The sequence below is a fragment of the Pseudomonas botevensis genome (genome assembly GCF_019145475.1).
In the GTDB taxonomy this organism is placed as follows: Bacteria; Pseudomonadota; Gammaproteobacteria; order Pseudomonadales; family Pseudomonadaceae; genus Aquipseudomonas; species Aquipseudomonas botevensis.
The window spans coordinates 41,473-65,974 of record NZ_JAHTKI010000023.1 but is presented as its reverse complement, the minus strand read 5'-3'; the positions used below and the strand labels follow the sequence as shown (position 1 = coordinate 65,974).

Here is a 24,502-nt window from a genome sequence, read left to right as displayed (position 1 = left end):
CCGCGTATCCTAGGCGGGTAAATGTATCCGCGCCAGATACAACGGACGTGTTGCACGCACTTTCAGAAACTGCCCGCCCACCCTGTAGGAAAAATTTCACAGACACCTGCGAGCCACGCGGCAACTGCGTCGCACACCGATCCATTTGCGACATTTCTGCGCAATGGCATCCGGCCTGACTCATGGCGCAATGCCTGCTGCCGATACAACAGCGCAGACGTCCTCTCGCGTGCGGAGCCCTCATGAAATTCAAGTCGATCCAGTTTTCCGTAGCCGCCCTGGCCGGCGCCATCGTACTCAGCGTGGTCGCCGCGCTGGTGCTGTATGCGCTGTTCTCCGGCGCCCGCACGCAAGACATGGTTCAGCAACGAACCCAGGATCAGTTCGAGCAGGTCATCGAGCAGCGCCTGACATCGCTGGCGCAGACCCAGGTCAGCCAGATCCAGCGCGAGCTGGAGGCACCACTGCTGATTGCCGGCGGACTGGTGCGGGTCAATGCCCTGCTCGGCACACCGGGCGTCGAGGGTCAGCCGAAACTCACCGTCAGCCGCGAGCAACTGATCAGTCTGATCAAGGAAAACGTCGAGAAGAACCCGAAAATCCTCGGCACCTACATCGGCTGGGAAAAGGACGCACTGGATCACAACGACGCCGCCTACGTCGGCACCAAAGTGGTCGGCATCGACGCCAGCAACGGGCGTTTCCTGCCATGGTGGTTCCGCAATGACGACGGCACCCTGGGCCTGGACAAACTGGTGGACGTCGACGACCAGAAAGTCCTGTCCACCGGCGTGCGCGCCAGCGAGTACTACCTGTGTTCCAAGGAAACCAAAAAATCCTGCGTGATCGATCCGGCGCCGTACAAGGTCGGCGACAAAATCGTCATGCTCGCCTCCTTTATTGAACCGATCATGCTCAACGGCGCGTTCCAGGGCATCGTCGGCGCCGACCTGTCGGTGAACTTCATCCAGGAAATGCTTCTGGGCGCGAACCAGAAACTCTACGGCGGCGCCGGCCAGATGGCGTTGATCGGCGGTAACGGGCGGATCGTCGCCTACACCAAGGACCCAAGCAAATTCGGCGAAAAAGTCAGCGATATCCTCGACGCCCAGCAGATTGCCAACATGGCCAATCTCAAGCGTGGCGAAGTCACCTACACCGTCAATAAAGAGCAGGGCCGCATCGAGTTGTATCTACCGTTCGGCATCGGCCAGACCGACGCGCGCTGGACCCTGATGCTGCAACTGCCGCTCAACGCCGTAATGGCCGACCTGCAAAAGCTCCAGGGCGACCTCGACGCGCAACGCAAATCCGACACCTTTGGCATGGCCATGGTCGGCCTGCTCATCGCCGCGCTCGGCTTGCTGGTGATCTGGCTGGTCGGCCACGGCATCGCCCGACCGCTGAAACAAATGGTCACCATGCTCGACGACATCGCCCAGGGCGAAGGCGACCTGACCCGTCGCCTGAGCAGCGACCGCAGCGATGAGCTGGGTTCGATCGCCAAGGGCTTCAACACCTTCCTGGCCAAGTTGCAGGCGATGATCACCCAGGTGGTGACGTCGGTGCAGAGCGTCAGCGACTCCTCGGAACACACCGCCGACATCGCGATCCGCACCAACATCGGCGTGCAGAAACAGATGGCCGAGATCGATCAGGTCGCCACCGCCGTGCAGGAAATGACGGCGACTGCGCAGGACGTGGCGCGCAACGCGACCCAGGCCGCGCAAGCCGCCAGCCATGCGGATCAGGCGGCGAGCCAGGGCATGCAGATCGTCCGCGACACTTCAAACTCGATCGGCGTTCTGGCAGTGGAAATCAGCAAGGCCGTGGACGTGGTCCAGACCCTGGCCAAGGACAGCGAGAACATCAACGCGATCCTGACCGCCATTCGCGGGATCGCCGAACAGACCAACCTGCTGGCGCTGAACGCGGCGATCGAAGCGGCCCGGGCCGGTGAACAGGGTCGCGGTTTCGCGGTAGTGGCCGATGAAGTGCGCAACCTGGCGCAGAAAACCCAGAAGGCCACCGAAGAAATCCAGAGCATGATCCAGCAACTGCAACAGGGCACGCGCGACGTGGTGCGGGTCATGGAAGACAGCCAGAACCGCACCGACGAAAGCGTGCAGCACGCGGCCAAGGCTGCCGAGGCGCTGGAAACCATTACTCAGGCGGTGTCGGTGATCAACGACATGAACACCCAGATCGCCAGCGCCGCCGAGGAACAGAGCGCGGTGGCCGATGACATCAACCGTAATGTGATCAACATCGGTCAGGTGGCGAACGAGGTGGCGGGTGGCGCGGATGAGTCGAGTTCGGCGAGTGCGGACCTGACCAAACTGGCGGAGCAGCAGCGGCGGTTGATCAATCAGTTCAAGGTTTGAGAGCAAGAGCAAAAGCCCCTCACCCTAGCCCTCTCCCCAAGGGAGAGGGGACTGACCGCGTTGTCTTGCGTCATCCATCGACCTGAAAAAAACCAGTCGATTATGGATTCGGTGCTATGCGTTCAGGTCGGCGTATTTCTGGAACATCGCACAATCGGTCCCCTCTCCCTCCGGGAGAGGGTTAGCGTGAGGGGGCTTTTGATCGAGAGCGCTAGGCCGGGGTCAGACACTCCGGCCCATTCAATTTCGGATCATTCACCAGATTCGCCAACACTCGCTCACGCAACGCGACTGGCTCACTGGCCAGCAACGCGTGCAAGGCATGCAGCGGCGTCTGCGGATCGAGCCATGCCGCCTGCCCCGCCTCATCGAGAATCAGCGGCCGGCGTTGACTGGCCGCCGGCTGGGTGATGACCGCCGTACTCAGCCAGACCTGTTCCTGCACCGGATACGCCTCCCAGATCGCCGCGAAAAACAGCGAGGAGCCCTCCCCCGGTGTCAGCCAGTACGGGCGCTTGCGCGCCGTGCCGCGCCATTCGTAGAAGCCGTTGGCTGGCAGCAGGCAGCGACGCAGGCGCAAGGCCTCGCGAAACATCGGTTGTTCGGCAACGGTTTCGGCCCGGGCATGGGCCGGCGTGCGGGACAGGTCAGTCAGCCACGGCGGCGTCAGCCCCCAACGGGCGCGGGCCAGCGAGCGCGGGCCGTCAGGCTCGGCGCGCAGTATCAGCACCGAATCGTTGGGGGAAATGTTCCACTGCGCCTGCTGATCGGCGGGAAAACCTGGCAGGGCCGCGAAGTCGCGGTTCCAGCGAAACAGGGCATAACGTCCACACATGGGGCAACACGGCTCGAGAATAAAACGAACGCCAGCCTAACAGACCAGCGTCCCGGGAAAGCTTTCCGGTTCATCGCCGGGCAGCGGCAGCGCGGCATTGTACGCACGGATCAGCTCGCGGGCGTATTCGGCCTGGTCGTTATCGACCGACAGCCCGAGCAGGCCGAAGATCGGCAATTCACCCGTGCCGCCCAGCAGGTCGCGCCCGACCAGATGCGCCTCGATGCCTTCGCTGGCGAGCATGCCCTTGAGCATCTCGCCTTCCATCAGGTTTTCCGGCTCGTAGATTCGCTGCATGGCTGCCCCTCACTCGTTTTCGCTGAAGACCTCGAGATGCCATTCCTCTCCGTGAACCTGCAAAACAAAGGTGATCGGCCGACAACAGACCTGACAGTCTTCAATATAGGTCTGATCGCCGCCGGACAGATCAATGGTCGTCTCGACCTCTTCACCACAATACGGACATTCATAGTCTGCGCTTTCCAGCATCGCGGTCTCCCGAGTGACTTGTGCGTATAATCGCCGGTCTATTTGCAGGGCTATTTTTGTCTGGCTACCTTTTCAGACCGTGCCCCGTTGGTTTTCGATCAAAACCTTTACTTACCCTAGCCGTTTCCAACAAGAGAGCATGATGGGCGAATTCGATGCCATCCGACCTTACGACGACAGCGAAGTACCTGCGGTACTGGCAAGACTGCTCGGCGACAAGGCGTTTCTAGATATCCTCACCCACTTCCGCTTCCCGCGTTTCGCCGGTGCCTTCGGCTGGATGCTCAAACCTCTTATAGCCCATCGGCTGCGTCGTGAGTTCGCCGACGTGACGTCCGTGGCCACTTTGCAGGACAAGGTCGAATTCTACGTCGACCACACCATCGAGCGGGCCACCGACGGTGTCACCTACACCGGTGTCGAGCAATTCAAGTCCGGCAGCGCCTATCTGTTCATCGCCAACCACCGCGATATCGTGATGGACCCGGCCTTCGTCAACTATGCCGTGTACCACGCCGGCCTGCCGACCCCGCGCATCGCGATCGGCGACAACCTGCTGCAAAAGCCGTTTGTCAGCGACCTGATGCGGTTGAACAAGAGTTTCATCGTGCATCGCTCGATCACCGGGCGCCGCGAGAAAATGGCCGCCTATCAACTGCTGTCGGCCTACATCAACCACTCGATCCGCACCGATTGCGCCTCGATCTGGATCGCCCAGGCCGAGGGCCGGGCCAAGGACGGCGACGACCGTACCGAGTCGGCGATCCTCAAGATGTTCCACATGAGCCGCAAGGACGAGCCGTTCGGCGAAGTCATTCAGTCGCTGAACCTGACCCCGGTATCGATCAGCTACGAATACGACCCGTGCGACCAGGCCAAGGCCCGCGAACTGTACATCCGCGCCACCACCGGCACCTACAGCAAGGCGCCGGGCGAGGATGATGTGAGCATCGCCAAGGGCATCACCGGCTACAAGGGCCGGGTGCATGTGAACTTCGCCGCGCCGATCACCGAGCTGTTTGAAGACACCAAGCAACTGGCGGTCGAGATGGACAAGCAGATTCTCGGCGGTTATCGGTTATTCCCGGTGCATTACCTGGCGTACGCACAGTGGGCCGATGCCGATCCGCAACTGCACGTGCCGCAGGCCGCCGAGGTGTTCGGTGCCGAAGAACTGGCCAAGGCCCAGGAAGAGTGGCAGCGCCGGCTCGACGCCTGCCCGGCGGAACACCGTCCGTATCTGGTGCTGCAATACGCGACGCCGGTGCGCAATCAGTATCGGGTCAAGGCCGGGTTGCCGCTGTAAGCGGTTGCCTTGCGGACACAAAAACGGCGCCCTGGGGCGCCGTTTTTCATGCCTGCGAAAAAGTCAGACCCGGGTGCTGATCCACGAAACCAGCAACGCCAGTCCCAGGCAGGCAAACCCGAAACGGTAGAAGAAGCGGTTCATGCGCAGGGTCGACCAATCCAGCGTCGGCTCCTGATCGGGGCGGTTTTCGCGCTGGGCAGCGATGCTGGCCATTGCCCGTTGCTCGCGGCGACGGGTCGCATGCAGCAGCCAACTGCCGGGAAACGCCAGCAGCAGCGCCAGCAGGTTGATCAATTTGGCGGGATGGGCGGTAAACAGCGTCATCAAGTGCAGCGACATCACAGACCTCAGGCTAAACCGGTATGGCGAACGCCAGACCGACGACCGCGCCCGGATTCTACCCAAACCGTCCCCCCGTGCCCTACCCTTTGCGACAAATAACCCGACAATCGACCGATGGCTGTCCTGTGTCACGGCTTCGTCATTTACATCGGCCACCATGCGCGCCTCGAAACCGCCACGGACCGCGTCATGCTTCACGCTGAAAACCAGGATCGCCTGTACCTCATCACCCCATCCGACGAACAGCAGAGCCTCGTCGGCAGCCTCGCCTTCAATGTTCAGGATCGCCATTGGCTGGTGTATTGCGCACTCGGCGGACATCAGCATGCCGATCTGCCGGAGACCGACCTGCTGACGGGCGTGAGCGTGCTCGACTTCTATTCCCAGGCGGCTTGAGCCCAAAGCCCCCCCTACAAAAAAGCCCGGAACCATCACTGGCCCCGGGCTTTTTCACATCAGGCGAAGCACTTACTCGCCGAGAATCTGACCCACGGTCGGATCCTTGAACAAGCGCGTCAACGCATCGCTCAACACGTCGCTGACCAGTTTGGTGTTGGTTTCCTGGTTCGGCGCCATGCCGAAGCGCTGGTCCAGGGACGCACCGTAGCGACCGCTGTAGCGACGGTTGCCGCTCTGCACGTCGGAGCGGAAAGTCGCGCCAATGGTGGCTTCGGTCACGTACATGCCTTCTTTCGGCGACTGGTATTTCAGCTCGGTCAGGGTCACGGTCAGTTGCGGAGCGTTCATCCCGTTGTTGGTCGGGGTGAAGCCGAGCAGGCGTACCGCCGCTTCAGCCTGGGCCTGCAGTTTCGGCAGGATCTGCTCGCGCTGCACGGTGATGGCGCTGGTTTCCGGGTACAGGCCGCCACGGGTGCCCAGGGTCGGCGACGGACGACCGTCAACCACGCGCACCACGACAGGCTGGCCGTGGCCGACCGGTGCCAGCTGGGTGGTCAGCTTCGGTTCCGGGCTCAGTTGTTGCGGGCTGTGGGCGCAGCCAACCAGGGTCAAACTGGTCACAGTGATCAAACCGAACAACAGGCGTTGCAACATGCTCTTCTCTCCAGAATCAGGCACAAACAGGCCGGCAGTATAGCGGTGGGCCACTGTGGGTCACCAGCACCCGTCAGTGAATACTGAAATGTCTGACAGAGCCCGTCGGCCGCGGTTCCTGTCACAGATTCTTCACTCCCCTTACACGTGCGCGTCACGGCCCTTTGACAACCTGTGTGCGACCCCAAGGAAAAGAAAGGTATATCGCCATGCGTCATCTGATCTCGCTGTTCGCTCCACGCCCGCTGCACCGCTGCTTTGCCCTGCTCGACCGCAACGGCCACTGCCAGGCATTCAAACAGTGCAGCCTGCAGCCGATGGGTGACGGCTGGGTGGAAATCGAAGAAATCCGCCTCAACTGGCTGCACCAGCCGCTGCCTGCCAGCGCCCGGGTCGAACAGCAGCGTTCACGCCCACGGGCACAGGCGATGTTGAGCATCTGACCGGATGCCTAATAAAAGTCATTAAACTCGACCAACTCCCCGCATTTCTTCGATACAATCTCCCCCCGATTATAAGGACGTCTCCTGATCGGGCCCCGCAACAGCGTCAATGCGCTTGCATTGGCATCCAAATCGCCCACAGAGAGCCGCCCACACAGATCGAGTGAAGCTGGCGTGCTTGCTGTTTCCCTGGCAAATCCCCGCTTTTCGCGAATCTGCAGAGCTGTCATGACGCTCGGCCACTGAGTTGTTTGCCCCTTCGGGCACGGTGCCAGCCTGGGACAGCCCTTTTTTGAGGTTCACGTCTTCAAAAGAGCGTGAAAAAAACGGGTTTTCACAACTTCACAAGAGTGTGGCGAGCAAATGAATAGTTTTGCGTCTGAACATGCACCATTAGCGTCTGAAACAGCCCAACGACACAGGAACGGGAACGCCTCGAACACCGGAGCCTGAAGCCTGTCCGCTACGGATTTGGTTGCACAAACGGATGTCTCGACCATAAGTCGAATTGCCAGCCGCGCGCTGAAATGAGTTCATGGAACTCTTGAAGCCAGGCCGCATGCATCCGTCGAAGTTGCGAAAAATTGCGAAGATTCGGACATGGCGATCCTGGCCATGGGTATCTGGGGCGCCACTGAACCTGCCCCGGACACCTGGCAGCCATGCCGACAATTTGGTGCTGCAGATTTTGGAGACGCGTTAAATGGCGCATAACGAAGCAGTCGACGTAGTTCTGGTTGGGGCCGGCATCATGAGTGCCACCCTTGCAGTACTGCTCAAGGAGCTCGACCCGGCGATCAAGCTGGAAGTCGTCGAGCTGATGGATTCTGGTGCCGCGGAGAGTTCCAACCCGTGGAACAACGCCGGCACCGGCCACGCCGGCCTGTGCGAGCTGAACTATACGCCGCAGGCGGCCGATGGCAGCGTCGACATCAAGAAGGCCGTACACATCAACACCCAGTTCGAGGTGTCGAAGCAGTTCTGGTCGTACCTGACCAGAAAAAGCACGTTCGGCTCGTGCAAATCCTTCATCAGCCCGGTGCCGCACCTGAGCTACGTCGAGGGTGAAAAAGGCGTGTCGTTCCTCAAGGAACGCTTCAACACGCTGCACAAGCACCACGCGTTTGCCGACATGGAATACACCGAAGACAAGGCGAAGCTGGCCGAGTGGATGCCACTGATGATGCCGGGTCGTCCGAAAGACCAGGTGCTCGCCGCCACCCGCGTGATCAACGGCACCGACGTCAACTTCGGCGCGCTGACCAATCAGTTGCTCAAGCACCTGACTGCCGCTCCGGACACCCAGGTCAAATACTGCAAGCGCGTGACCGGTCTCAAGCGTAACGCCAGCGGCTGGACCGTCAGCATCAAGGACGTCAACAGCGGCGCCAGCCGTGAAGTCGACGCCAAATTCGTCTTCCTTGGCGCCGGTGGCGCGGCCCTGCCGCTGCTGCAAGCCTCGGGCATCGAAGAAAGCAAAGGCTTTGGCGGCTTCCCGATCAGCGGCCAGTGGCTGCGTTGCGACAACCCGGAAGTGGTCAAGCACCACCAGGCGAAGGTCTACAGCCAGGCCGCCGTGGGTTCGCCGCCGATGTCGGTGCCGCACCTGGACACCCGCGTGGTCGATGGCAAGAAATCCCTGCTGTTCGGGCCATACGCCGGCTTCACCACCAAGTTCCTCAAGCACGGCTCCTTCATGGACCTGCCGCTGTCGGTTCGCGCCGGCAACATCGGCCCGATGCTGGCCGTGGCGAAGAACAACATGGACCTGACCAAATACCTGGTCAGCGAAGTGATGCAATCGATGGAACAGCGTCTGGACTCCCTGCGCCGTTTCTACCCTGAGGCGAAAGCCGAAGACTGGCGCCTGGAAGTGGCCGGCCAACGGGTGCAGATCATCAAGAAAGACCCGAAAAAGGGCGGCATCCTGCAGTTCGGCACCGAACTGGTGGCCGCGAAGGACGGCTCTCTCGCCGCCCTGCTCGGCGCTTCGCCAGGCGCCTCGGTGACCGTTTCGATCATGCTGGAACTGATCGAGAAGTGCTTCCCGAGCAAGGCCAAGGGTGAATGGGCTGCCAAACTGGCAGAAATCTTCCCGGCCCGGGAAAAGGTTCTGGAAACCGATGCTGCGCTGTATCGCAAGATCAACACGCAGAACAACATCGCTCTGGAGCTGGTCGAAGAAAGCAGCGAGACCCCAAGCTACGCTTGATCCCGCCGCATGAAAAAACGCCCCGCACTCGGTGAGTGCGGGGCGTTTTTTTTGGCTGCGGTCTTTTGCGCTTAACCGCGAGCCTTCGCGATCAGCTCGATGTAATCCGGCGCATTGCGCTGATCCTGGATCAGCTCGACAAAGGTCTTGCCCTGTTCGTCCTTGCCATCCACGTCGTAACCGGCCGCGACGAAGAACGTCAGGAACCGCTCGAAGTCGTCGATGCGCAGGCCACGGTAGGCCTTGACCAGTTTGTGCAGCGACGGCGAGGTGGCATCGACCGGTTCAAAATCGAGAAACAGCTTGATCTGCTCATCGCCGATCTCGTCACCAATCACTTGCTTCTTATCTTTACGCATTGCCGACTCCAGCTCGCAGACATTTCACGGGGCGGGCAGTTTACCCCTGCGCAGGCGCCGGGCTCAACGCGCGCGCGTGCTGCCGGTGTGCAGATCGGCCCAGATATGACCGTTGGCGTAGCTCAGGAACTGCACATAAACGGTGTCATTGCGCAAAAGATCGATCACCACCCGGTACTGGGCCAGCGGGTAGAACAAGGTGAGGGTCTTGCTCTTGTCGTCGAACACCGGTTTTTTCAGGCTTTTGCTTTCGCCATCGAAATTGACCAGCACCTGATTGATCGTCGCGCCCTTGTTCAGGGATTTGCCCTTGAGACGAATCATCAGCGGCGAAGTGACCGGAATCGGCTGCTGGTTGGACTGGCGCTGGGCGCCGATCACCACCGAATAGTCGGTGACCTGCATCAGTTGCTGTTGCTCGGGCTCTGCGTCGCGCAGGGTCAGGTCGTCCGGCGGCAGGAATTGACTGTGCATCGGGGCGGCAGCCAGGGGCAGGCTGAGAGACAGCAACAGGGCGGCGCAGCAACGGATCAACAAGCTCATGACAGGCTCCGGGGGCGGGGCCGGGCACTCTAGCATGGGAGCGCGGGAGCCATGGTTTTTGTGGGAGCGGGCAAGGCCGCTCCCACAAGAGCAATGCAGGTTCTTACATGCCCTTGACGGCAAAGATCCCGTTGGCGTTGCGCCAGTAGCCTTTGTAGTCCATGCCGTAACCGAAGATGTAACGGTCGACGCACGGCAGGCCGACGAAATCGGCTTTCAGGTCAGGACGTGCCTTGCGGTCGTGATCCTTGTCGATCAGCACGGCGGTGTGTACCGCACGGGCGCCGGCGTGTTTGCAGAAGTCGATGATCGCGCCCAGGGTGTGCCCCTCGTCGAGGATGTCGTCGATGATCAGCACGTCGCGGTCGATGAACGACACTTCCGGCTTGGCTTTCCAGAACAGGTCGCCGCCGCTGGTTTCGTTGCGATAACGGGTCGCGTGCAGGTAGGACGCTTCCAGCGGGAAGTGCAGATGGGTCAGCAGTTTGCCGGAGAAGATCAGGCCGCCGTTCATCACACAGAACACCACCGGGTTGCTCTCTGCCAGTTGTTCGTTGATTTGTGCACCGACGCGGGCGATGGCCGCCTCGACTTCAGCTTCGGTGTACAGGCAGTCAGCCTCTCGCATGATTTGACGGATATGCTCGAGATCAGCGGACATGGCGCTCTCCAGGAGGGGGGTCGGTTTCGGAAAAGCGGGCAAAGGTACGCATCCCAAGAGGCCGAATCAAGCCTTTATGGACTAACGTACTGTATGTCCTATAGGACATCACCCTCGGATAGATTAATCTAGGCCGGTTTTTTTGCCCGCCGCCGGAGCCTTTCCCATGCCCATCCTCGAGATCCGCCATCCGCTGATCCGTCACAAACTCGGCCTTATGCGCCGCGCAGACATCAGCACCAAGAATTTCCGCGAGCTCGCTCAGGAAGTCGGCGCCCTGTTGACCTATGAAGCCACCAAAGACCTGCCCCTGGAAAGCTACGAGATTCCAGGCTGGTGCGGCACCGTGTCGGTCGAGAAAATCGCCGGCAAGAAAATCACCGTCGTGCCGATCCTGCGCGCCGGCATCGGCATGCTCGAAGGCGTGCTGAGCCTGATCCCGGGTGCCAAGGTTTCCGCCGTGGGCGTTGCCCGCAACGAGGAAACCCTGCAAGCCCACACCTATCTGGAAAAACTGGTTCCGGAAATCGACGAACGCCTGGCAATGATCATCGACCCGATGCTCGCCACCGGCAGCTCCATGGTCGCGACCATCGACCTGCTGAAGAAGGCCGGCTGCAAGGATATCCGCGCGATGGTGCTGGTGGCCGCGCCGGAAGGCATCGCCGCCGTCGAGAAGGCTCACCCGGACGTGACCATCTACACCGCTTCCATTGATCAGAAACTGAACGAACACGGTTACATCATCCCAGGGCTTGGCGATGCCGGTGACAAGATCTTCGGCACCAAGCAGAAGGACGCGTAAGCATGCAGCAAGAGTTCAACGATCCGCTCTGGCGCACGGTGCTGTCCGGCGCGCAGATGCTGTTCGTGGCTTTCGGCGCCCTGGTGCTGATGCCGCTGATCACGGGCCTTGACCCGAACGTGGCACTGTTCACCGCCGGTCTGGGCACGATCCTGTTCCAGATCGTCACCGGACGCCAGGTGCCGGTGTTCCTCGCATCGAGCTTCGCCTTCATCACCCCGATCATCCTCGCCAAGGGCCAGTTCGGCCTCGCCGCGACCATGGGCGGCGTGATGGCCGCCGGTTTCGTCTACACCTTCCTCGGCCTGGCCGTGAAGATCAAAGGCACCGGCTTCATCGACCGCCTGCTGCCGCCGGTGGTGATTGGCCCCGTCATCATCTCCATCGGCCTGGCCATGGCGCCGATTGCCGCGAACATGGCGATGGGCAAGGCCGGCGACGGTTCCGAGCTGATCCATTACCAGACCGCGATGATGATCTCGATGCCGGCACTGCTGACCACGTTGATCGTGGCGGTGTTCGGCAAAGGCATCTTCCGTCTGGTGCCGATCATTTCCGGCGTGCTGGTGGGGTTTGCCCTGTCGTTCTACTTCGGCGTGGTCGACACCGCGAAGATCGCCGCCGCACCCTGGTTCGCCCTGCCGAACTTCACCGCACCGGAATTCAACTGGCAGGCGATCCTGTTCATCGTCCCGGTGGCGCTGGCCCCGGCCATCGAACACATCGGCGGCGTGATTGCAGTCGGCAGCGTGACCGGTCGCGACTACCTGAAGAAGCCAGGCCTGCATCGCACCCTGCTGGGTGACGGCATCGCCACCACGGCGGCCGGCCTGTTCGGCGGTCCACCGAACACCACCTACGCCGAAGTGACTGGCGCGGTGATGCTGACCAAGAACTACAACCCGAAAATCATGACCTGGGCGGCGATCTTCGCCATCTCCCTGGCGTTCATCGGCAAGTTCGGCGCCCTGCTGCAAAGCATTCCGGTGCCGGTGATGGGCGGGATTCTGTGCCTGCTGTTCGGTTCGATCGCGGCGGTGGGGATGAACACCCTGATCCGTCACAAGATCGACCTGGGCGAGGCGCGTAATCTGGTGATCGTTTCGGTGACGCTGGTGTTCGGTATCGGCGGTGTGCTGGTCGGCACCGGCACCGGCCCTGACGACTTCGGTCTCAAAGGCATCGCGCTGTGCGCGGTGGTGGCGATTGCGCTGAACCTGATCCTGCCGGGCAATGACGGCTGGAAAGAAAAGAAGGCGGATGAACCGCTGATCTGAAGGCTTTGGTGCTTCATTGCCTGACAGACCGCTTTCGCGAGCAAGCCCGCTCCCACAGATAAAGGTAAACCTGTGGAAGCGGGCTCGCTCGCGAAGGTGTCAAAGCGCCAACGGCGCTCGCTCACACAAAGTCGCCAAAGCCTTGGCCCACTGCACGTCATCATTCAGGCACGGCACCAACACCAGTTCCTCCCCTCCCGCCTCGCGGAACTGCTCCCTGCCGCGATCACCAATCTCTTCCAGAGTCTCGATGCAATCGGCGACAAACGCCGGGCACATCACCAGAATTTTCTTCACGCCGCTTTTCGCCAGTTCATCCAGCCGCGCTTCGGTGTAGGGTTCGATCCATTTGGCCCGGCCCAGCCGCGACTGAAACGACACCGACCATTTGCCGTCCGGGATGCCCATGCGCTTGGCGAACTCCGCCGCCGTACGCAGGCACTGGCCGCGATAGCAGGTGGCAACCACCTCCGGTGGCGCACCGGCGCAGCAATCCCCACCGCCCTCGAAACTGTGCCCCGGATTGAGCTTTTTCAGGTGCCGTTCCGGCAAGCCATGGAAGCTCAGCAACAGGTGATCGTAATCCTGCTGCAAATGCGGCCTGGCGCTTTCCACCAGGGCATCGAGGTATTCCGGTTGATCGTAGAACGGCTGCAACACCGAGAGCTGTACGTCGAGCTTGTGCGCCCGCAGCACGCGCCTGGCTTCTTCGATCACCGTGGTGGTGGTGCTGTCGGCGAACTGTGGATAAAGCGGCGCCAGCGTGATGCGTTTGTGCCCCGCCGCGACCAGTTTCAACAGGGCCGACTCGATCGACGGCTCGCCGTAACGCATCGCCAGTTCCACCGGGCCGTGGGCCCATTGCGCAGTCATCTGCTGTTGCAGGCGGCGGCTGAGGACCACCAGCGGCGAACCCTCGTCCCACCAGATCGAGGCATAGGCATGGGCCGATTGTTCGGGGCGTTTGATCAGGATCAGCGAAACCAGCAGGCGGCGCACGGGCCACGGCAGGTCGATCACGTACGGGTCCATCAGGAATTGATTGAGGTAGCTGCGCAGGTCGGCCACCGAAGTGGAGGCCGGCGAACCCAGGTTGACCAGAAGCAAGGCGTGATCGGTCATGCAACGTCCTATTTCAGAGGCGGCTGGAGAGATCGTCCAGGGCCGCGCGTAAATCCGTGAACCGGAAAGTGAAACCGGCTTCCAGCAAGCGTGCCGGCGCGGCCCGTTGGCCGCCCAGCAACAACAATGACATTTCGCCGAGCCCGACCTTCAACGCGAGGGTCGGCATCGGCATGAACGCCGGGCGATGCAGCACACTGCCCAGGGTCTTGGCGAATTCGCGGTTGCGCACTGGTTTCGGCGCGCACGCATTATAAGGACCGCTCGCCTGATTGCGGTGCAGAAGAAAATCAACCAGGGCGATTTGGTCATCGATATGAATCCACGGCATCCACTGCCGGCCATTGCCCAAAGGCCCGCCCAGCCCAAGTTTGAAGGGCAACAGCAGCCGCGACAAAAAGCCGCCCTCGGCCGACAGCACCAGCCCGGTTCGCACCAGCACCACGCGAATCCCCAAGGCTTCGGCGCGTTGCGCGGTTTCTTCCCAGGCGATGCACAACTGGCTGGCGAAATCATCGATCACCGGGGGTGACGCCTCCGTCAGCTCGCGCTCACCGCCGTCGCCGTACCAACCGATCGCCGAGCCGGAAATCAACAAATCAGGCTTCTGCGAGCGGGTTTCCAGCCACGCCAGCACGCGTTCGGTGAGGGTGATGCGGCTGCTCCACAACAGCGCCTTGCGCCGATGCGTCCACGGCCGATCGGCAATCGGCGCGCCGGCCAGATTGACGATCACATCCACCGGCTCTTCGCCGAAATCTTCCAGGCGAGCGATGCCCCGCACGGACGCACCGCAGATTTTTCCGACTTTTTCCGGGCGCCGACTCCACACGGTCAACCGATGCCCCTGCGCCAGCCAGTGCCGGCAGAGCTGACGTCCTATCAAACCAGTACCGCCGGTCAGCAATATGTGCATGACATCTTCCTCGCGTGGCGTTTTACCCGGATCACTAGTCTATTTTTATAAGCAGGGATCTTTTCTATCGGGCAGGCTCTATTGTTTAACAATAGGCCAAGCTATCAGAACGAGAACGCAAGAAGTTATACCAAAAAACAAAATTGTACAGGTTTCAAGCACGGCGTAGTCTGTACAGAAAGGCAAACGAGGCCCCTATGACTGTACCTATCGCAATCATCGGCACCGGCATCGCCGGACTCTCCGCCGCCCAGGCCCTGACGGACACCGGGCATACCGTGCAATTGTTCGATAAAAGTCGCGGCAGCGGCGGGCGCATGTCGAGCAAGCGTAGCGATGCCGGTTCACTGGACATGGGCGCGCAATACTTCACCGCCCGCGACCGGCGCTTCGTCACCGAGGTTCAGCGCTGGCAAACCAACGGCTGGGTCGCGGAGTGGGATCCGCAGCTCTACACCTTCCATGGCGGACAGTTGAATCTTTCTCCGGACGAACAGACCCGCTGGGTCGGCACGCCGCGCATGAGCGCCATCACCCGCGGCCTGCTCGATGGCCTGGAAGTGCATTTCGCCTGCCGGATCACCGAGGTCTATCGCGGCGAAGAACATTGGCATTTACAGGACGCCGAGGGCTTCACCCACGGCCCGTTCAGCCATGTCGTCATCGCCACTCCCGCGCCGCAAGCCACGGCGCTACTGGCTGCCGCGCCGAAACTCGCGGGGGCCGCCGCCGGGGTGAAGATGGACCCGACCTGGGCCGTCGCCCTCGCCTTCGACAAGCCTTTGGACACGCCGATCGAAGGCTGCTTCGTGCAGGACAGCCCTCTCGACTGGCTGGCGCGCAATCGCAGCAAACCAGGACGCGATACCACTTGTGACACCTGGGTGCTGCACGCCAGCAGTACCTGGAGCCGGCAACACATCGACCTGCCCAAGGAAGCGGTGATCGAGCAATTGCACGGCGCCTTCGCCGAATTGCTGCACACCGTGATGCCCGCCCCGACGTTCACCCTCGCCCACCGCTGGCTCTACGCCCGCCCTGCCAGCGCCCATGAATGGGGCACCCTGGCCGATGCCGATCTGGGCCTGTATGCCTGCGGCGACTGGTGCCTGTCCGGGCGTGTCGAAGGCGCCTGGCTCAGCGGCCAGGAAGCCGCACGGCGGCTGCACGAACACCTGCAATAACACGATACCCGCCACAAACCTGTAGGAGTCGCCCCGGCCGCTCCTACAGAAATCTTGTACAAACCATTTGACTTGTACAGCCTTAAACCTATGCTGAGATGAATGCTGTACAGAAAATTAATTCTGTACAGGTTTTTATGCAGACATAGGTTCGAGGTTCACGGTGTCCGACTCATCCGCATTCCCTCCGAAAATCGCCATCAGCGCCTGCCTGATGGGCGCCGAGGTGCGCTACAACGGCGGACACAAGGAGTCGCGGCTGTGTACCCGTACCCTCGCCGAATACTTCGAATTCGTCGCGGTGTGCCCGGAAGTTGCGATTGGTCTGGGTATTCCCCGCGAGCCGATCCGCCTGGTCGGTCATCCGGACCATCCCGAAGCCGTCGGTACGGTCGACAGCGCAGTCAACGTCACCCGGCCGTTAGCCGACTACGGTCAGAAAATGGTCGGTGAACTTGATGACATCTGCGGCTACATCTTCATGCAGCAGTCGCCGTCCTGCGGACTGGAGCGGGTCAAGGTCTATCACAGCAACGGCGCCCCCCACGGCAATGGCCGCGGGATCTATGCCCAGGCGTTCTGCGCCGGGCATCCAGATCTGCCAGTGGAAGAAGCCGGGCGCCTCAATGATCCGGTCCTGCGGGAAAACTTCATCAGCCGGGTGTTCGCCTACAGCGACTGGCAGCGGGTGCTCCGGCAAGGCCTGAGCCGCCGCGCGCTCACCGAGTTTCATTCGCGCTACAAGTACTTGTTGATGGCCCACAACCCGGTGCAATACAAAGTGCTGGGCAATCTGTTGGGCAGCATGGGCCAGGACGATCCGGTCGAACTCGGCCCGCGCTATTTCAGCCAGTTGATGCAAGCGCTGTCCACCTGCGCCACCCGCCGTACCCACACCAATGTCCTGCAACACATCAGCGGCTACCTGAAGCGCGCCATCAGTGCCGAAGACAAACAGGAAATGCAGCATGTCATCGGCCAATACCGTCACGGCATCGTGCCGCTGGTGGTGCCGCTGACCTTGCTCAAGCACCACTTCCGGCAACACCCGGACCCGTACATCGCGCAACAGGTTTACCTGCAACCGCACCCGGAAAACCTCAGCCTGCGAAACGCCATTTGATGAACGACACTCCTGACACCAGCGCCCGTGAAGACCTCGGCGCCGACTTCAAGAAAGCCCTCGACGCGGGTTGGTTGCCGATCCGCGAAGTGGCGCGGCAGACCGGCGTCAACGCCGTCACCCTGCGTGCCTGGGAGCGCCGCTACGGCCTGGTGGTGCCGCAACGCACGCCCAAGGGCCATCGGCTGTACTCGGCCGATCATGTGCAACGCATCCTGACCATCCTCACCTGGCTCAACCGTGGCGTGGCGGTCGGTCAGGTCAAACCGCTGCTGGAAACCCCGCAAGCCTTCAGCGAAACGGTGGAAAACGACTGGCACGCCCTGCGCCAGACCGCACTGACGGCTGTCGCGCAATTGAACGAACGCGGCCTGGATGACAGCGTCAATCAGGCCATGGCGCTGTATCCACCCCGGACCTTGTGCGAACAACTGCTGATGCCGCTGCTCGCGGAACTCGAGCAACGCTGGCAGGGGCAATTCGGCGCACAGATGGAGCAGAGCTTTTTTTATTCCTGGCTACGCAGCAAATTCGGCGCGCGCATCTACCATAACAACCGTCAATTGCGCGGTGCGCCGCTGTTGTTGATCAACCATTCGGACAGACCACTGGAACCCGACCTATGGCTCAGCGCGTGGCTGGTCAGCAGCGCCGATTGCCCGGTGCAAGTGTTCGACTGGCCGCTGCCGGCCGGCGAACTCGCGTTGACCGTCGACCACCTGCAAGCACGCGGCGTACTGCTGTATTCCAGCAAAGCCATGAACCTTTCGTTGCTGCCGAAACTTCTGCACGGCGTCGGTTGCCCAAAAATGATTGCCGGACCAACGGTGTGCATTCACCACGCCGAGTTGTCTGCCAGAACCACCGAAATCACTGATCTGTACCTGGCCGAAGATCCCCTGTCGGCCCATCGGGTACTGGTTGAGTGTGGGTTGATTTGATGAAGGATGCACAGAACACCATGCAGTTGCTCTGGCTGCGCAGCGACCTGCGCCAACACGACAACACCGCCCTCGCTGCCGCCGCCGAGCGCGGCCCGACCGTGGCTGTCTACCTGCTGAGTCCCGATCAATGGCTGGAACATGACGACGCCCCGTGCAAGATCGACTTCTGGCTGCGCAACCTGCGGGAACTGAGCGCAAGCCTCGGCGAACTGCACATTCCGTTGCTGATTCGTACCGCTGCTCGCTGGGATCAGGCACCGGCGGTATTGCTCGAACTGTGCCGGCAACTGGATATCGACGCGGTACACGTCAACGAGGAATACGGCGTCCACGAAAGCCGCCGCGATGACGCGGTCGCCAAGGCGCTGCAAGACGCAGGCATCGGCTTTCACCGTTACCTTGACCAGTTGCTGTTCCAGCCGGGCAGTGTGCTGACCAAAACCGGGACTTACTTTCAGGTGTTCAGCCAGTTCCGCAAAGTCTGCTACGAACGCCTGCACCGCTCGTTGCCCAAGCGGGTGAAGACGCCGCCGGCACAGCGGCCGCTGTCGATCAAAAGCGACCCGATTCCTGCTGCCATCGACAGCTTCCCCACGCCCGGCGAATCCCTGCGCGCCCTCTGGCCCGCTGGCGAAAGCGAAGCCCGGCGACGTCTCGACACCTTTGTCGATGCGCAGATCGACTATTACAAAAGCGAGCGCGATTTCCCGGCCAAACCCGGCACCAGCCAACTCTCGGCTTATCTGGCCGCTGGAGTGGTGTCGCCACGCCAATGCCTGCATGCCGCGCTGCAAAGCAATCAGGGCGAATTCGAAAGCGGCAAGGTCGGTGCGGTCACCTGGATCAATGAATTGCTGTGGCGCGAGTTCTACAAACACATTCTGGTCGGTTATCCACGGGTCTCGCGCCATCGCGCCTTCCGCCCGGAAACCGAAGCCCTCGCCTGGCGTGACGCCCCGGACGATCTCGCAGCGTGGCAGCAGGCGCGCACCGGTCTGCCGATCATCGACGCGGCCATGCGCCAACTCCTCGAAACCGGCTGGATGCACAACCGCCTGCGGATGGTGGTGGCGATGTTCCTGACCAAGAACCTGCTGATCGACTGGCGTGAAGGCGAGCGTTTTTTCATGCGTCACCTGATCGATGGCGACCTCGCGGCCAATAACGGCGGCTGGCAGTGGAGTTCGTCGACCGGCACCGATTCGGCGCCGTACTTCCGGATCTTCAACCCGCTGAGCCAGTCGGAAAAATTCGACAGCGAAGGCCTGTTCATCAAGCACTGGCTGCCGGAACTGTCCGGGCTGAACAAGAAAGAAGTCCACAACCCCGCCAGTGCCGGCGGGCTGTTCGGCGTCGCCGACTACCCGGCGCCGATCGTAAACCTGAGTACCTCGCGGGAGCGCGCGCTGGCCGCGTTCAAGAATCTGCCGGCCCGAGCGTCTTATGGAGATGGCGATGAGTGAGTTTCTGCGTCGCTTCGCGCGGCAGTTTGCGCAGTTGAACAAAGACAATCTGCACAGCCTCGAGCAGCTTTACAGCGATGACATTCATTTCACCGACCCGCTGCACGAGGTACAGGGACTGACACAACTGCGCGGCTATTTCAGCGAGCTGTACGCCAACGTCAGTGAACTGCGTTTCGATTTCCACGGCTTCGACCAGATCGGAGACTGCGAAGGCTACCTGCGCTGGGTCATGAGCTATCGGCACCCGCGCCTGGCGGGCGGCCGCTTGATCCGGGTCGCCGGCTGCTCGCACCTGCTGTGGCGCGACAAGGTTTATCGGCACCGGGACTACTTCGATGCCGGGGCCATGCTGTATGAGCATTTACCAGTGTTGGGCCGGGTGATCGCCTGGCTGAAAAGGAGATTGGGATGAGTCGTACAACTCCACGTCGTTATTGGCTGACCGGCGCCAGCAGTGGCATCGGTGCAGCCCTGGCGGAAGAGATTCTGAAAAGCGGCGCGCACCTGGCGGTCAGCTCCCGCCAGATCGCGCCGTTGAAAGTGTTGTCGCAACGTTATCCAGGACAAGTGCTGGTGGTGCCCGGAGACCTGACCAACAGCCAGACCGTGCGTGAAATCGGCGAGCAGATCGCGGCGGACTGGGGGACGCTGGACAGCGTGATCCTCAATGCTGGCACCTGCGAATACGTCGATGCCCGGCAGTTCGACGCGTCGATCGTCGAGCATGTGGTGCGTACCAACCTGCTCGCCAGCAGCTATTGCATCGAGGCCGCCCTGCCCCTGTTGCGCAAGGGCATCGCGCCGCATCTGGTGGGCATGGCCAGCTCCGTCACCTACGTGCCGTTGCCTCGGGCCGAAGCCTATGGCGCGTCGAAGGCCGGGCTGCGTTATCTGTTCGAATCCCTGCGCATCGACCTGGCGGACGAGGGTATCGAAGTCACCGTGATCAGCCCCGGTTTCGTCGACACTCCGCTGACCGCGAAGAACGATTTTGCGATGCCATTGAGCTGGCCCGTGGAAAAGGCCGCGCGGCACATTTTCACCGAACTCAAGAGTCGGCCGCTGGAAATCGCCTTCCCGGCGCTGTTCATGGCGATGCTGTGGCCGCTGTCGAAAATGCCGGCGCGGGTCCAGCTGGCAATCGGCAAGCGCATGGTGCGCAGCAATCCGCCGCTCAAGGACGCCACGTGAAAATCGCCATTGTCGGCAGCGGGATCGCAGGGCTGACCTGCGCGTACCTGCTTGCACGCCGACATGACGTCACGGTGTTCGAGGCCGGCGCCTGGATCGGCGGCCATACGCACACGATGCAAGTGGCCGTGCAGGGGCGTGAATACGCGGTGGATACCGGGTTCATTGTGTTCAATGACCGGACCTATCCGAACTTCATTCGTCTGCTCGGCCAGTTGGGCGTGCCTTTCAAGCCCACCGAAATGAGCTTTTCGGTGAGCGACCCGGACACCGGCGTGGAGTACAACGGCCACAATCTGAACAGCCTGTTCGCCCAGCGCAGCAATCTGCTCTCGCCAGGATTCTGGAGCATGCTGCGTGACATTCTGCGCTTCAACAAGGAAGCCCGGCGCGATCTCGCCGAACAGCGGATCGCTGCTGACAGCACCCTCGACGACTACCTCAAGGCCGGCGATTACGGCGAGCGTTTCATCCTGCATTACATCGTGCCGATGGGGTCGGCCATCTGGTCGATGCCCATGGCCGAAATGCTGAATTTTCCGCTGCGGTTGTTTCTGCGTTTTTTCGACAACCACGGGCTGCTGTCGGTGAATGACCGTCCGCAATGGAGGGTGATCGAGGGCGGTTCCAGCGCATATATCGAGCCGCTGTGCGCAGGCTTTCGCGACCGGATTCGTCTGAACTGTGCGGTGGCCCGGATTGATCGAGACCCGCACGGGGTGGTTGTCCACAGCCCGGCCGGTATCGAGCGTTTCGACAAAGTGGTGCTCGCCTGCCACAGCGATCAGGCGCTGCAGTTGCTGGGCGATCCCGACAAAGCCGAACGGGAAATCCTCGGCGCCCTGCCCTACGCCGACAATCAGGTGGTGCTGCACACCGATACCCGCCTGTTGCCCACGCGCCAGCGGGCCTGGGCCAGCTGGAACTATCGCCTCAACGGCGCCGGCCACACCCACGCCGCTGTCACCTACAACATGAACATCCTGCAGGGCATTCAGAGCGACACCACGTTTTGTGTCAGCCTCAACCAGAACGCCGGCATCAGTCCGTCGAAGGTCCTCGCGCGCCTCACCTACGCCCATCCGCAATTCAGTCTCGCGGCGCTGGCGGCGCAGAATCGCCGGGGCGAAATCGATGGCCTGCGTCACACCCATTACTGCGGCGCCTATTGGGCCAACGGGTTTCACGAAGACGGCGTGGTCAGTGCCTTGCAGGTAGCCGCGTCGTTTGGGGAAAGCCTGTGAACAGCGCCCTCTACAGCGGCTGGATCGCCCACCGGCGATTCGCTCCGCGCCGCCATGAATTCCGCTACCGGATCGGCCTGTTGTATCTCGACCTGAGCGAGCAGGGCGCAGTGCTGAACCTCTCTGCTCTGGCCGGCAACCGCCGCTTTGCGCCGTTCTCGTTTCGCGAAACCGATTACCTGAAGACTTTTACCGGCCAGGGCATTTCCTTGATCGACGCGGTGCGCCAACAAGTCGCCAGCGCTCTGGGCCATGCCCCGCAGGGTTCGATCTGCCTGCTGACGCAACCTCGCAGTTGGGGTCTGGCGTTCAACCCGGTGAGTTTCTTTTACTGCCACGAAGCCGACGGGCAACTGGCGGCGATTCTCTGCGAAGTCAGCAACACGCCATGGCGCGAGCGTTACCACTACGTACTGCCTGCGCGGGCGGCGCAGAGCCTGGAGGACTTTCACCAGCACTTCGCGGTGGCCAAAGCCTTTCACGTTTCGCCGTTTCTGCCTCGGGATCTGGAATACCGCATGAGTTTCAGCCCCGCCGCGCAAACTCTGGGCGTGCACATGGCCGACTGGCAGGGCGAACACAAACTGTTCGACGCGACCCTCGATCTGCACCGCGAACCCCTCGACCGGCGCAGCCTGCACCGTTACCTGCGGCGCTTCCCGTGGATGAGCGCCAAGACCGCTGTGGCGATCTATTGGCAGGCTCTGCGCCTGCTGCTCAAACGCACCCCGTTGTTTGCCCATCAGCCTGCCGACGGCAGCTTTCGAACCGCCACCGTGCCCCCCAGGGAGCGCCGCCATGAAGACCTCTAGCGTTTTGCCCAAAGCCGCCCTGTTCAGCCTCCATGGCCTGAGCGGGTCGCTGCTGCGCCGAGGCGTGCTGCGCCAACTGGCGCAACTCAAACACGGGCAACTGGTGTTGATCGAGGACGGAGAACGCCAGGTCTTCGGCGCGTCTGGCAGTCCGCTGGTCGGTGAAATCCAGGTACTCGACGCGGCCGCCTGGGGAATGGTCGCCAGCAACGGTTCGATCGGCGCCGGTGAAGCCTTTATCCAGGGCTACTGGAGTTCGCCTGACCTGACGGCGGTGGTGCGGGTCTTCGTCAGCAACCTCGACGTGCTCGATGCGATGGAGGGCGGTCTGGCGAAGCTCGGGCGGCCACTGGTGCGCGGCCTGCACTGGCTCAATCGCAACACGCACAAGGGATCGCGAAAAAACATCGCCGCCCATTACGACCTGGGCAATGAGCTGTTCGAACAGTTTCTCGATCCGACCATGATGTATTCGGCGGCGCAATTCCTCAGCGCCGACGACAGCCTGGAACAGGCACAACTGAACAAGCTGGAACGGATCTGCCGCAAACTCGCACTCAAGCCCGGCGATCACCTGCTGGAAATCGGCACTGGGTGGGGCAGCATGGCGCTCTATGCCGCGCAGCATTATGGCTGCAAAGTCACCACCACGACGCTGTCCAAAGAGCAGTTCGCCTTCACCGCCGCGCGCATCGAACGTCTCGGCCTGCAGGATCAAGTGACGCTGCTGCTCAAGGACTACCGCGACCTAACCGGCCAGTACGACAAGCTGGTATCGATCGAGATGATCGAAGCGGTCGGCCATCGCTTCCTGCCGACCTACTTCAAGCAGTGCGCACAGTTGCTCAAGGACAACGGCCTGATGTTGCTGCAAGCGATCACCATCCGCGACCAGCGCTACGAGCAGGCGCGACGCGGCGTGGATTTCATCCAGCGCTACATCTTTCCCGGCGGCGCGCTGCCCTGTATGCAGAAAATGCTCGAGATCGTCAGCCGCGACACCGACATGAACCTGCTGCACATGGAGGACTTCGGCCTGCACTACGCCCGCACCTTGCGCCTGTGGCACGAGAACTTTCGCCGCGCCCATGGCCGCTTGCACGAGTTGGGCTACGACGACGGTTTCTTGCGTCTGTGGGAGTTTTACCTGTGTTACTGCGAGGGCGGATTCCTCGAGCGCACCATCGGCACCGCGCAACTGCTGCTGGCCAAACCGGCGGCGATCACCGCGCCGTTGCTGGGGCGCTTCGATGCTTGAGCGACTGGCCAACGCGGTGTTGTTCCAGGTCGGCTGGCTGGCCTGCGTGCTCGGCGGCAACAGTCTCTGGCTGCTGCTGGCGCTGGCGGTGCTGGTGATTCATTTGCGCTGGATCAGCGGCTGGGCGGTGGAAGGCCGGCTGATTCTCAGCGTGGTGATTGTCGGCACGGCGGTGGACAGCGTCTTGCGGACAGTGGGCGTGTTTGAGTTCAAGGATCTGTCGCCCCTGATCCCGCTGTGGCTGATGCTGCTGTGGGCCTTGCTCGCCACCACGCTGCGCCATTGTCTGCAATGGAGTGCGCGCCCGATATGGCTGGCAAGCCTGCTCGGTGCGCTCGGCGGCGCGCTGTCCTATTACGCGGGCGGGCAACTGGCCGGGGTACGTTTTCCCCATGGCGAGCTGCCCACCCTGATCGGCATCGGCCTGCTGTGGGCCATGCTGTTTCCGTTGCTGCACTACATGGCGGCGAGGCTGACCAGGCGCTGAACGTCTGTCAGGCCTTTCACACAGTCATCGACCACTGCCTTAC

The 24,502-nt window shown here is 61.6% G+C and carries 27 protein-coding genes and 1 pseudogene; 18 read left to right on the top strand and 10 right to left on the bottom strand.

All coding sequences use genetic code 11. The features are described 5' to 3' along the window. Positions 1–182: 182 nt before the first annotated feature. Positions 183–1,529: pseudogene (locus tag KVQ74_RS29685) on the top strand (HAMP domain-containing protein); the annotation flags it as partial. Positions 1,530–1,541: 12 nt separating this feature from the next. Further along, on the top strand, positions 1,542–2,384 hold the full coding sequence (locus KVQ74_RS29680) for a methyl-accepting chemotaxis protein (protein ID WP_404822736.1): 843 nt from the start codon (positions 1,542–1,544) through the stop codon (positions 2,382–2,384). Positions 2,385–2,595: 211 nt separating this feature from the next. On the opposite strand, the gene KVQ74_RS24015 is transcribed toward KVQ74_RS29680, so the two are convergent. From KVQ74_RS24015 to KVQ74_RS24005, 3 genes are read right to left on the bottom strand one after another with little or no spacing between them, the layout of a single operon-like run. Next, the gene (locus tag KVQ74_RS24015) at positions 2,596–3,219 is read right to left on the bottom strand and encodes an SOS response-associated peptidase (RefSeq protein WP_217833861.1); all 624 of its coding nucleotides are present in this window, start codon (positions 3,217–3,219) and stop codon (positions 2,596–2,598) included. Positions 3,220–3,255: 36 nt separating this feature from the next. Then, positions 3,256–3,516, bottom strand: a complete 261-nt coding sequence (locus KVQ74_RS24010; protein ID WP_217833860.1) for a putative signal transducing protein — start codon at positions 3,514–3,516, stop codon at positions 3,256–3,258. Between the two features lie 9 nt (positions 3,517–3,525). Continuing rightward, the gene (locus KVQ74_RS24005; RefSeq protein WP_217833859.1) at positions 3,526–3,708 is read right to left on the bottom strand and encodes a CPXCG motif-containing cysteine-rich protein; all 183 of its coding nucleotides are present in this window, start codon (positions 3,706–3,708) and stop codon (positions 3,526–3,528) included. Positions 3,709–3,847: 139 nt separating this feature from the next. Between KVQ74_RS24005 and KVQ74_RS24000 the strand changes: the two genes are divergently transcribed. After that, positions 3,848–5,014 carry a 1-acyl-sn-glycerol-3-phosphate acyltransferase gene (locus tag KVQ74_RS24000; RefSeq protein ID WP_217833858.1) on the top strand — a complete coding sequence of 389 codons (1,167 nt, stop codon included), beginning with the start codon at positions 3,848–3,850 and terminating at the stop codon, positions 5,012–5,014. Between the two features lie 63 nt (positions 5,015–5,077). On the opposite strand, the gene KVQ74_RS23995 is transcribed toward KVQ74_RS24000, so the two are convergent. Further along, positions 5,078–5,356, bottom strand: coding sequence for a hypothetical protein (locus KVQ74_RS23995; protein ID WP_217833857.1), 279 nt, complete (start codon positions 5,354–5,356; stop codon positions 5,078–5,080). Between the two features lie 192 nt (positions 5,357–5,548). Between KVQ74_RS23995 and KVQ74_RS23990 the strand changes: the two genes are divergently transcribed. Then, positions 5,549–5,755, top strand: a complete 207-nt coding sequence (locus KVQ74_RS23990) for a hypothetical protein (protein ID WP_047296561.1) — start codon at positions 5,549–5,551, stop codon at positions 5,753–5,755. A 72-nt stretch (positions 5,756–5,827) separates the two neighbouring features. Here KVQ74_RS23990 and KVQ74_RS23985 read toward each other — a convergent pair whose 3' ends face one another. Then, positions 5,828–6,412: a YajG family lipoprotein gene (locus tag KVQ74_RS23985; protein ID WP_217833856.1), complete on the bottom strand. Its 585-nt coding sequence runs from the start codon at positions 6,410–6,412 to the stop codon at positions 5,828–5,830. Positions 6,413–6,621: 209 nt separating this feature from the next. Between KVQ74_RS23985 and KVQ74_RS23980 the strand changes: the two genes are divergently transcribed. Next, the gene (locus KVQ74_RS23980) at positions 6,622–6,855 is read left to right on the top strand and encodes a hypothetical protein (protein WP_217833855.1); all 234 of its coding nucleotides are present in this window, start codon (positions 6,622–6,624) and stop codon (positions 6,853–6,855) included. Between the two features lie 703 nt (positions 6,856–7,558). Next, a complete protein-coding gene (gene mqo / locus KVQ74_RS23975) occupies positions 7,559–9,067 on the top strand; it encodes a malate dehydrogenase (quinone) (RefSeq protein ID WP_217833854.1) in 1,509 nt (502 codons plus the stop codon). 71 nt (positions 9,068–9,138) lie between these two features. Here the strand turns inward: mqo and KVQ74_RS23970 are convergent, their stop codons facing one another. The 3 genes from KVQ74_RS23970 to KVQ74_RS23960 all read right to left on the bottom strand — a co-directional run bounded on the left by KVQ74_RS23970 (position 9,139) and on the right by KVQ74_RS23960 (position 10,630). Further along, positions 9,139–9,426, bottom strand: a complete 288-nt coding sequence (locus tag KVQ74_RS23970) for a PA4642 family protein (RefSeq protein ID WP_217833853.1) — start codon at positions 9,424–9,426, stop codon at positions 9,139–9,141. Positions 9,427–9,489: 63 nt separating this feature from the next. Beyond that, entirely contained in the window at positions 9,490–9,969 is a 480-nt protein-coding gene (locus tag KVQ74_RS23965) for a hypothetical protein (protein WP_217833852.1), read from the bottom strand. Between the two features lie 103 nt (positions 9,970–10,072). Beyond that, positions 10,073–10,630 carry a hypoxanthine-guanine phosphoribosyltransferase gene (locus KVQ74_RS23960; protein WP_217833851.1) on the bottom strand — a complete coding sequence of 186 codons (558 nt, stop codon included), beginning with the start codon at positions 10,628–10,630 and terminating at the stop codon, positions 10,073–10,075. A 166-nt stretch (positions 10,631–10,796) separates the two neighbouring features. On the opposite strand from KVQ74_RS23960, the gene upp reads away from it, so the two are divergent. Both upp and KVQ74_RS23950 read left to right on the top strand, forming a co-directional pair. Further along, positions 10,797–11,435, top strand: a complete 639-nt coding sequence (gene upp, locus KVQ74_RS23955) for a uracil phosphoribosyltransferase (protein WP_217833850.1) — start codon at positions 10,797–10,799, stop codon at positions 11,433–11,435. 2 nt (positions 11,436–11,437) lie between these two features. Next, positions 11,438–12,712, top strand: coding sequence for a uracil-xanthine permease family protein (locus tag KVQ74_RS23950; protein ID WP_217833849.1), 1,275 nt, complete (start codon positions 11,438–11,440; stop codon positions 12,710–12,712). Positions 12,713–12,811: 99 nt separating this feature from the next. Here the strand turns inward: KVQ74_RS23950 and hemH are convergent, their stop codons facing one another. Together hemH and KVQ74_RS23940 are read right to left on the bottom strand one after the other, a co-directional pair. Next, the gene (hemH, locus tag KVQ74_RS23945) at positions 12,812–13,834 is read right to left on the bottom strand and encodes a ferrochelatase (protein ID WP_217833848.1); all 1,023 of its coding nucleotides are present in this window, start codon (positions 13,832–13,834) and stop codon (positions 12,812–12,814) included. A 13-nt stretch (positions 13,835–13,847) separates the two neighbouring features. Continuing rightward, the gene (locus tag KVQ74_RS23940; RefSeq protein WP_217833847.1) at positions 13,848–14,750 is read right to left on the bottom strand and encodes a TIGR01777 family oxidoreductase; all 903 of its coding nucleotides are present in this window, start codon (positions 14,748–14,750) and stop codon (positions 13,848–13,850) included. 197 nt (positions 14,751–14,947) lie between these two features. On the opposite strand from KVQ74_RS23940, the gene KVQ74_RS23935 reads away from it, so the two are divergent. The 10 genes from KVQ74_RS23935 to KVQ74_RS23890 all read left to right on the top strand — a co-directional run bounded on the left by KVQ74_RS23935 (position 14,948) and on the right by KVQ74_RS23890 (position 24,459). Next, on the top strand, positions 14,948–15,934 hold the full coding sequence (locus tag KVQ74_RS23935) for an NAD(P)/FAD-dependent oxidoreductase (RefSeq protein WP_217833846.1): 987 nt from the start codon (positions 14,948–14,950) through the stop codon (positions 15,932–15,934). Between the two features lie 163 nt (positions 15,935–16,097). Beyond that, positions 16,098–17,057, top strand: a complete 960-nt coding sequence (locus KVQ74_RS23930; RefSeq protein WP_217833845.1) for a YbgA family protein — start codon at positions 16,098–16,100, stop codon at positions 17,055–17,057. Next, on the top strand, positions 17,057–17,998 hold the full coding sequence (locus KVQ74_RS23925) for a MerR family transcriptional regulator (RefSeq protein ID WP_217833844.1): 942 nt from the start codon (positions 17,057–17,059) through the stop codon (positions 17,996–17,998). The genes KVQ74_RS23930 and KVQ74_RS23925 overlap by 1 nt, the downstream gene beginning before the upstream one ends. A 20-nt stretch (positions 17,999–18,018) precedes the next feature. Then, a complete protein-coding gene (gene phrB / locus KVQ74_RS23920) occupies positions 18,019–19,464 on the top strand; it encodes a deoxyribodipyrimidine photo-lyase (RefSeq protein WP_217833907.1) in 1,446 nt (481 codons plus the stop codon). Further along, complete coding sequence (locus tag KVQ74_RS23915; RefSeq protein ID WP_217833843.1) at positions 19,457–19,879, top strand: nuclear transport factor 2 family protein; 423 nt, start codon at positions 19,457–19,459, stop codon at positions 19,877–19,879. Before phrB ends, KVQ74_RS23915 begins: the two co-directional genes overlap by 8 nt. After that, positions 19,876–20,658: an SDR family NAD(P)-dependent oxidoreductase gene (locus KVQ74_RS23910; RefSeq protein ID WP_217833842.1), complete on the top strand. Its 783-nt coding sequence runs from the start codon at positions 19,876–19,878 to the stop codon at positions 20,656–20,658. The genes KVQ74_RS23915 and KVQ74_RS23910 overlap by 4 nt, the downstream gene beginning before the upstream one ends. Beyond that, positions 20,655–21,902 (top strand): NAD(P)/FAD-dependent oxidoreductase, encoded by a 1,248-nt coding sequence (locus KVQ74_RS23905; protein WP_217833841.1) that lies wholly within the window; start codon positions 20,655–20,657, stop codon positions 21,900–21,902. The genes KVQ74_RS23910 and KVQ74_RS23905 overlap by 4 nt, the downstream gene beginning before the upstream one ends. After that, a complete protein-coding gene (locus KVQ74_RS23900) occupies positions 21,899–22,714 on the top strand; it encodes a DUF1365 domain-containing protein (protein ID WP_217833840.1) in 816 nt (271 codons plus the stop codon). Before KVQ74_RS23905 ends, KVQ74_RS23900 begins: the two co-directional genes overlap by 4 nt. Then, positions 22,701–23,972, top strand: coding sequence for an SAM-dependent methyltransferase (locus KVQ74_RS23895; protein ID WP_217833839.1), 1,272 nt, complete (start codon positions 22,701–22,703; stop codon positions 23,970–23,972). Before KVQ74_RS23900 ends, KVQ74_RS23895 begins: the two co-directional genes overlap by 14 nt. Further along, a complete protein-coding gene (locus KVQ74_RS23890; RefSeq protein ID WP_217833838.1) occupies positions 23,965–24,459 on the top strand; it encodes a DUF2878 domain-containing protein in 495 nt (164 codons plus the stop codon). Before KVQ74_RS23895 ends, KVQ74_RS23890 begins: the two co-directional genes overlap by 8 nt. Positions 24,460–24,502: the final 43 nt, after the last annotated feature.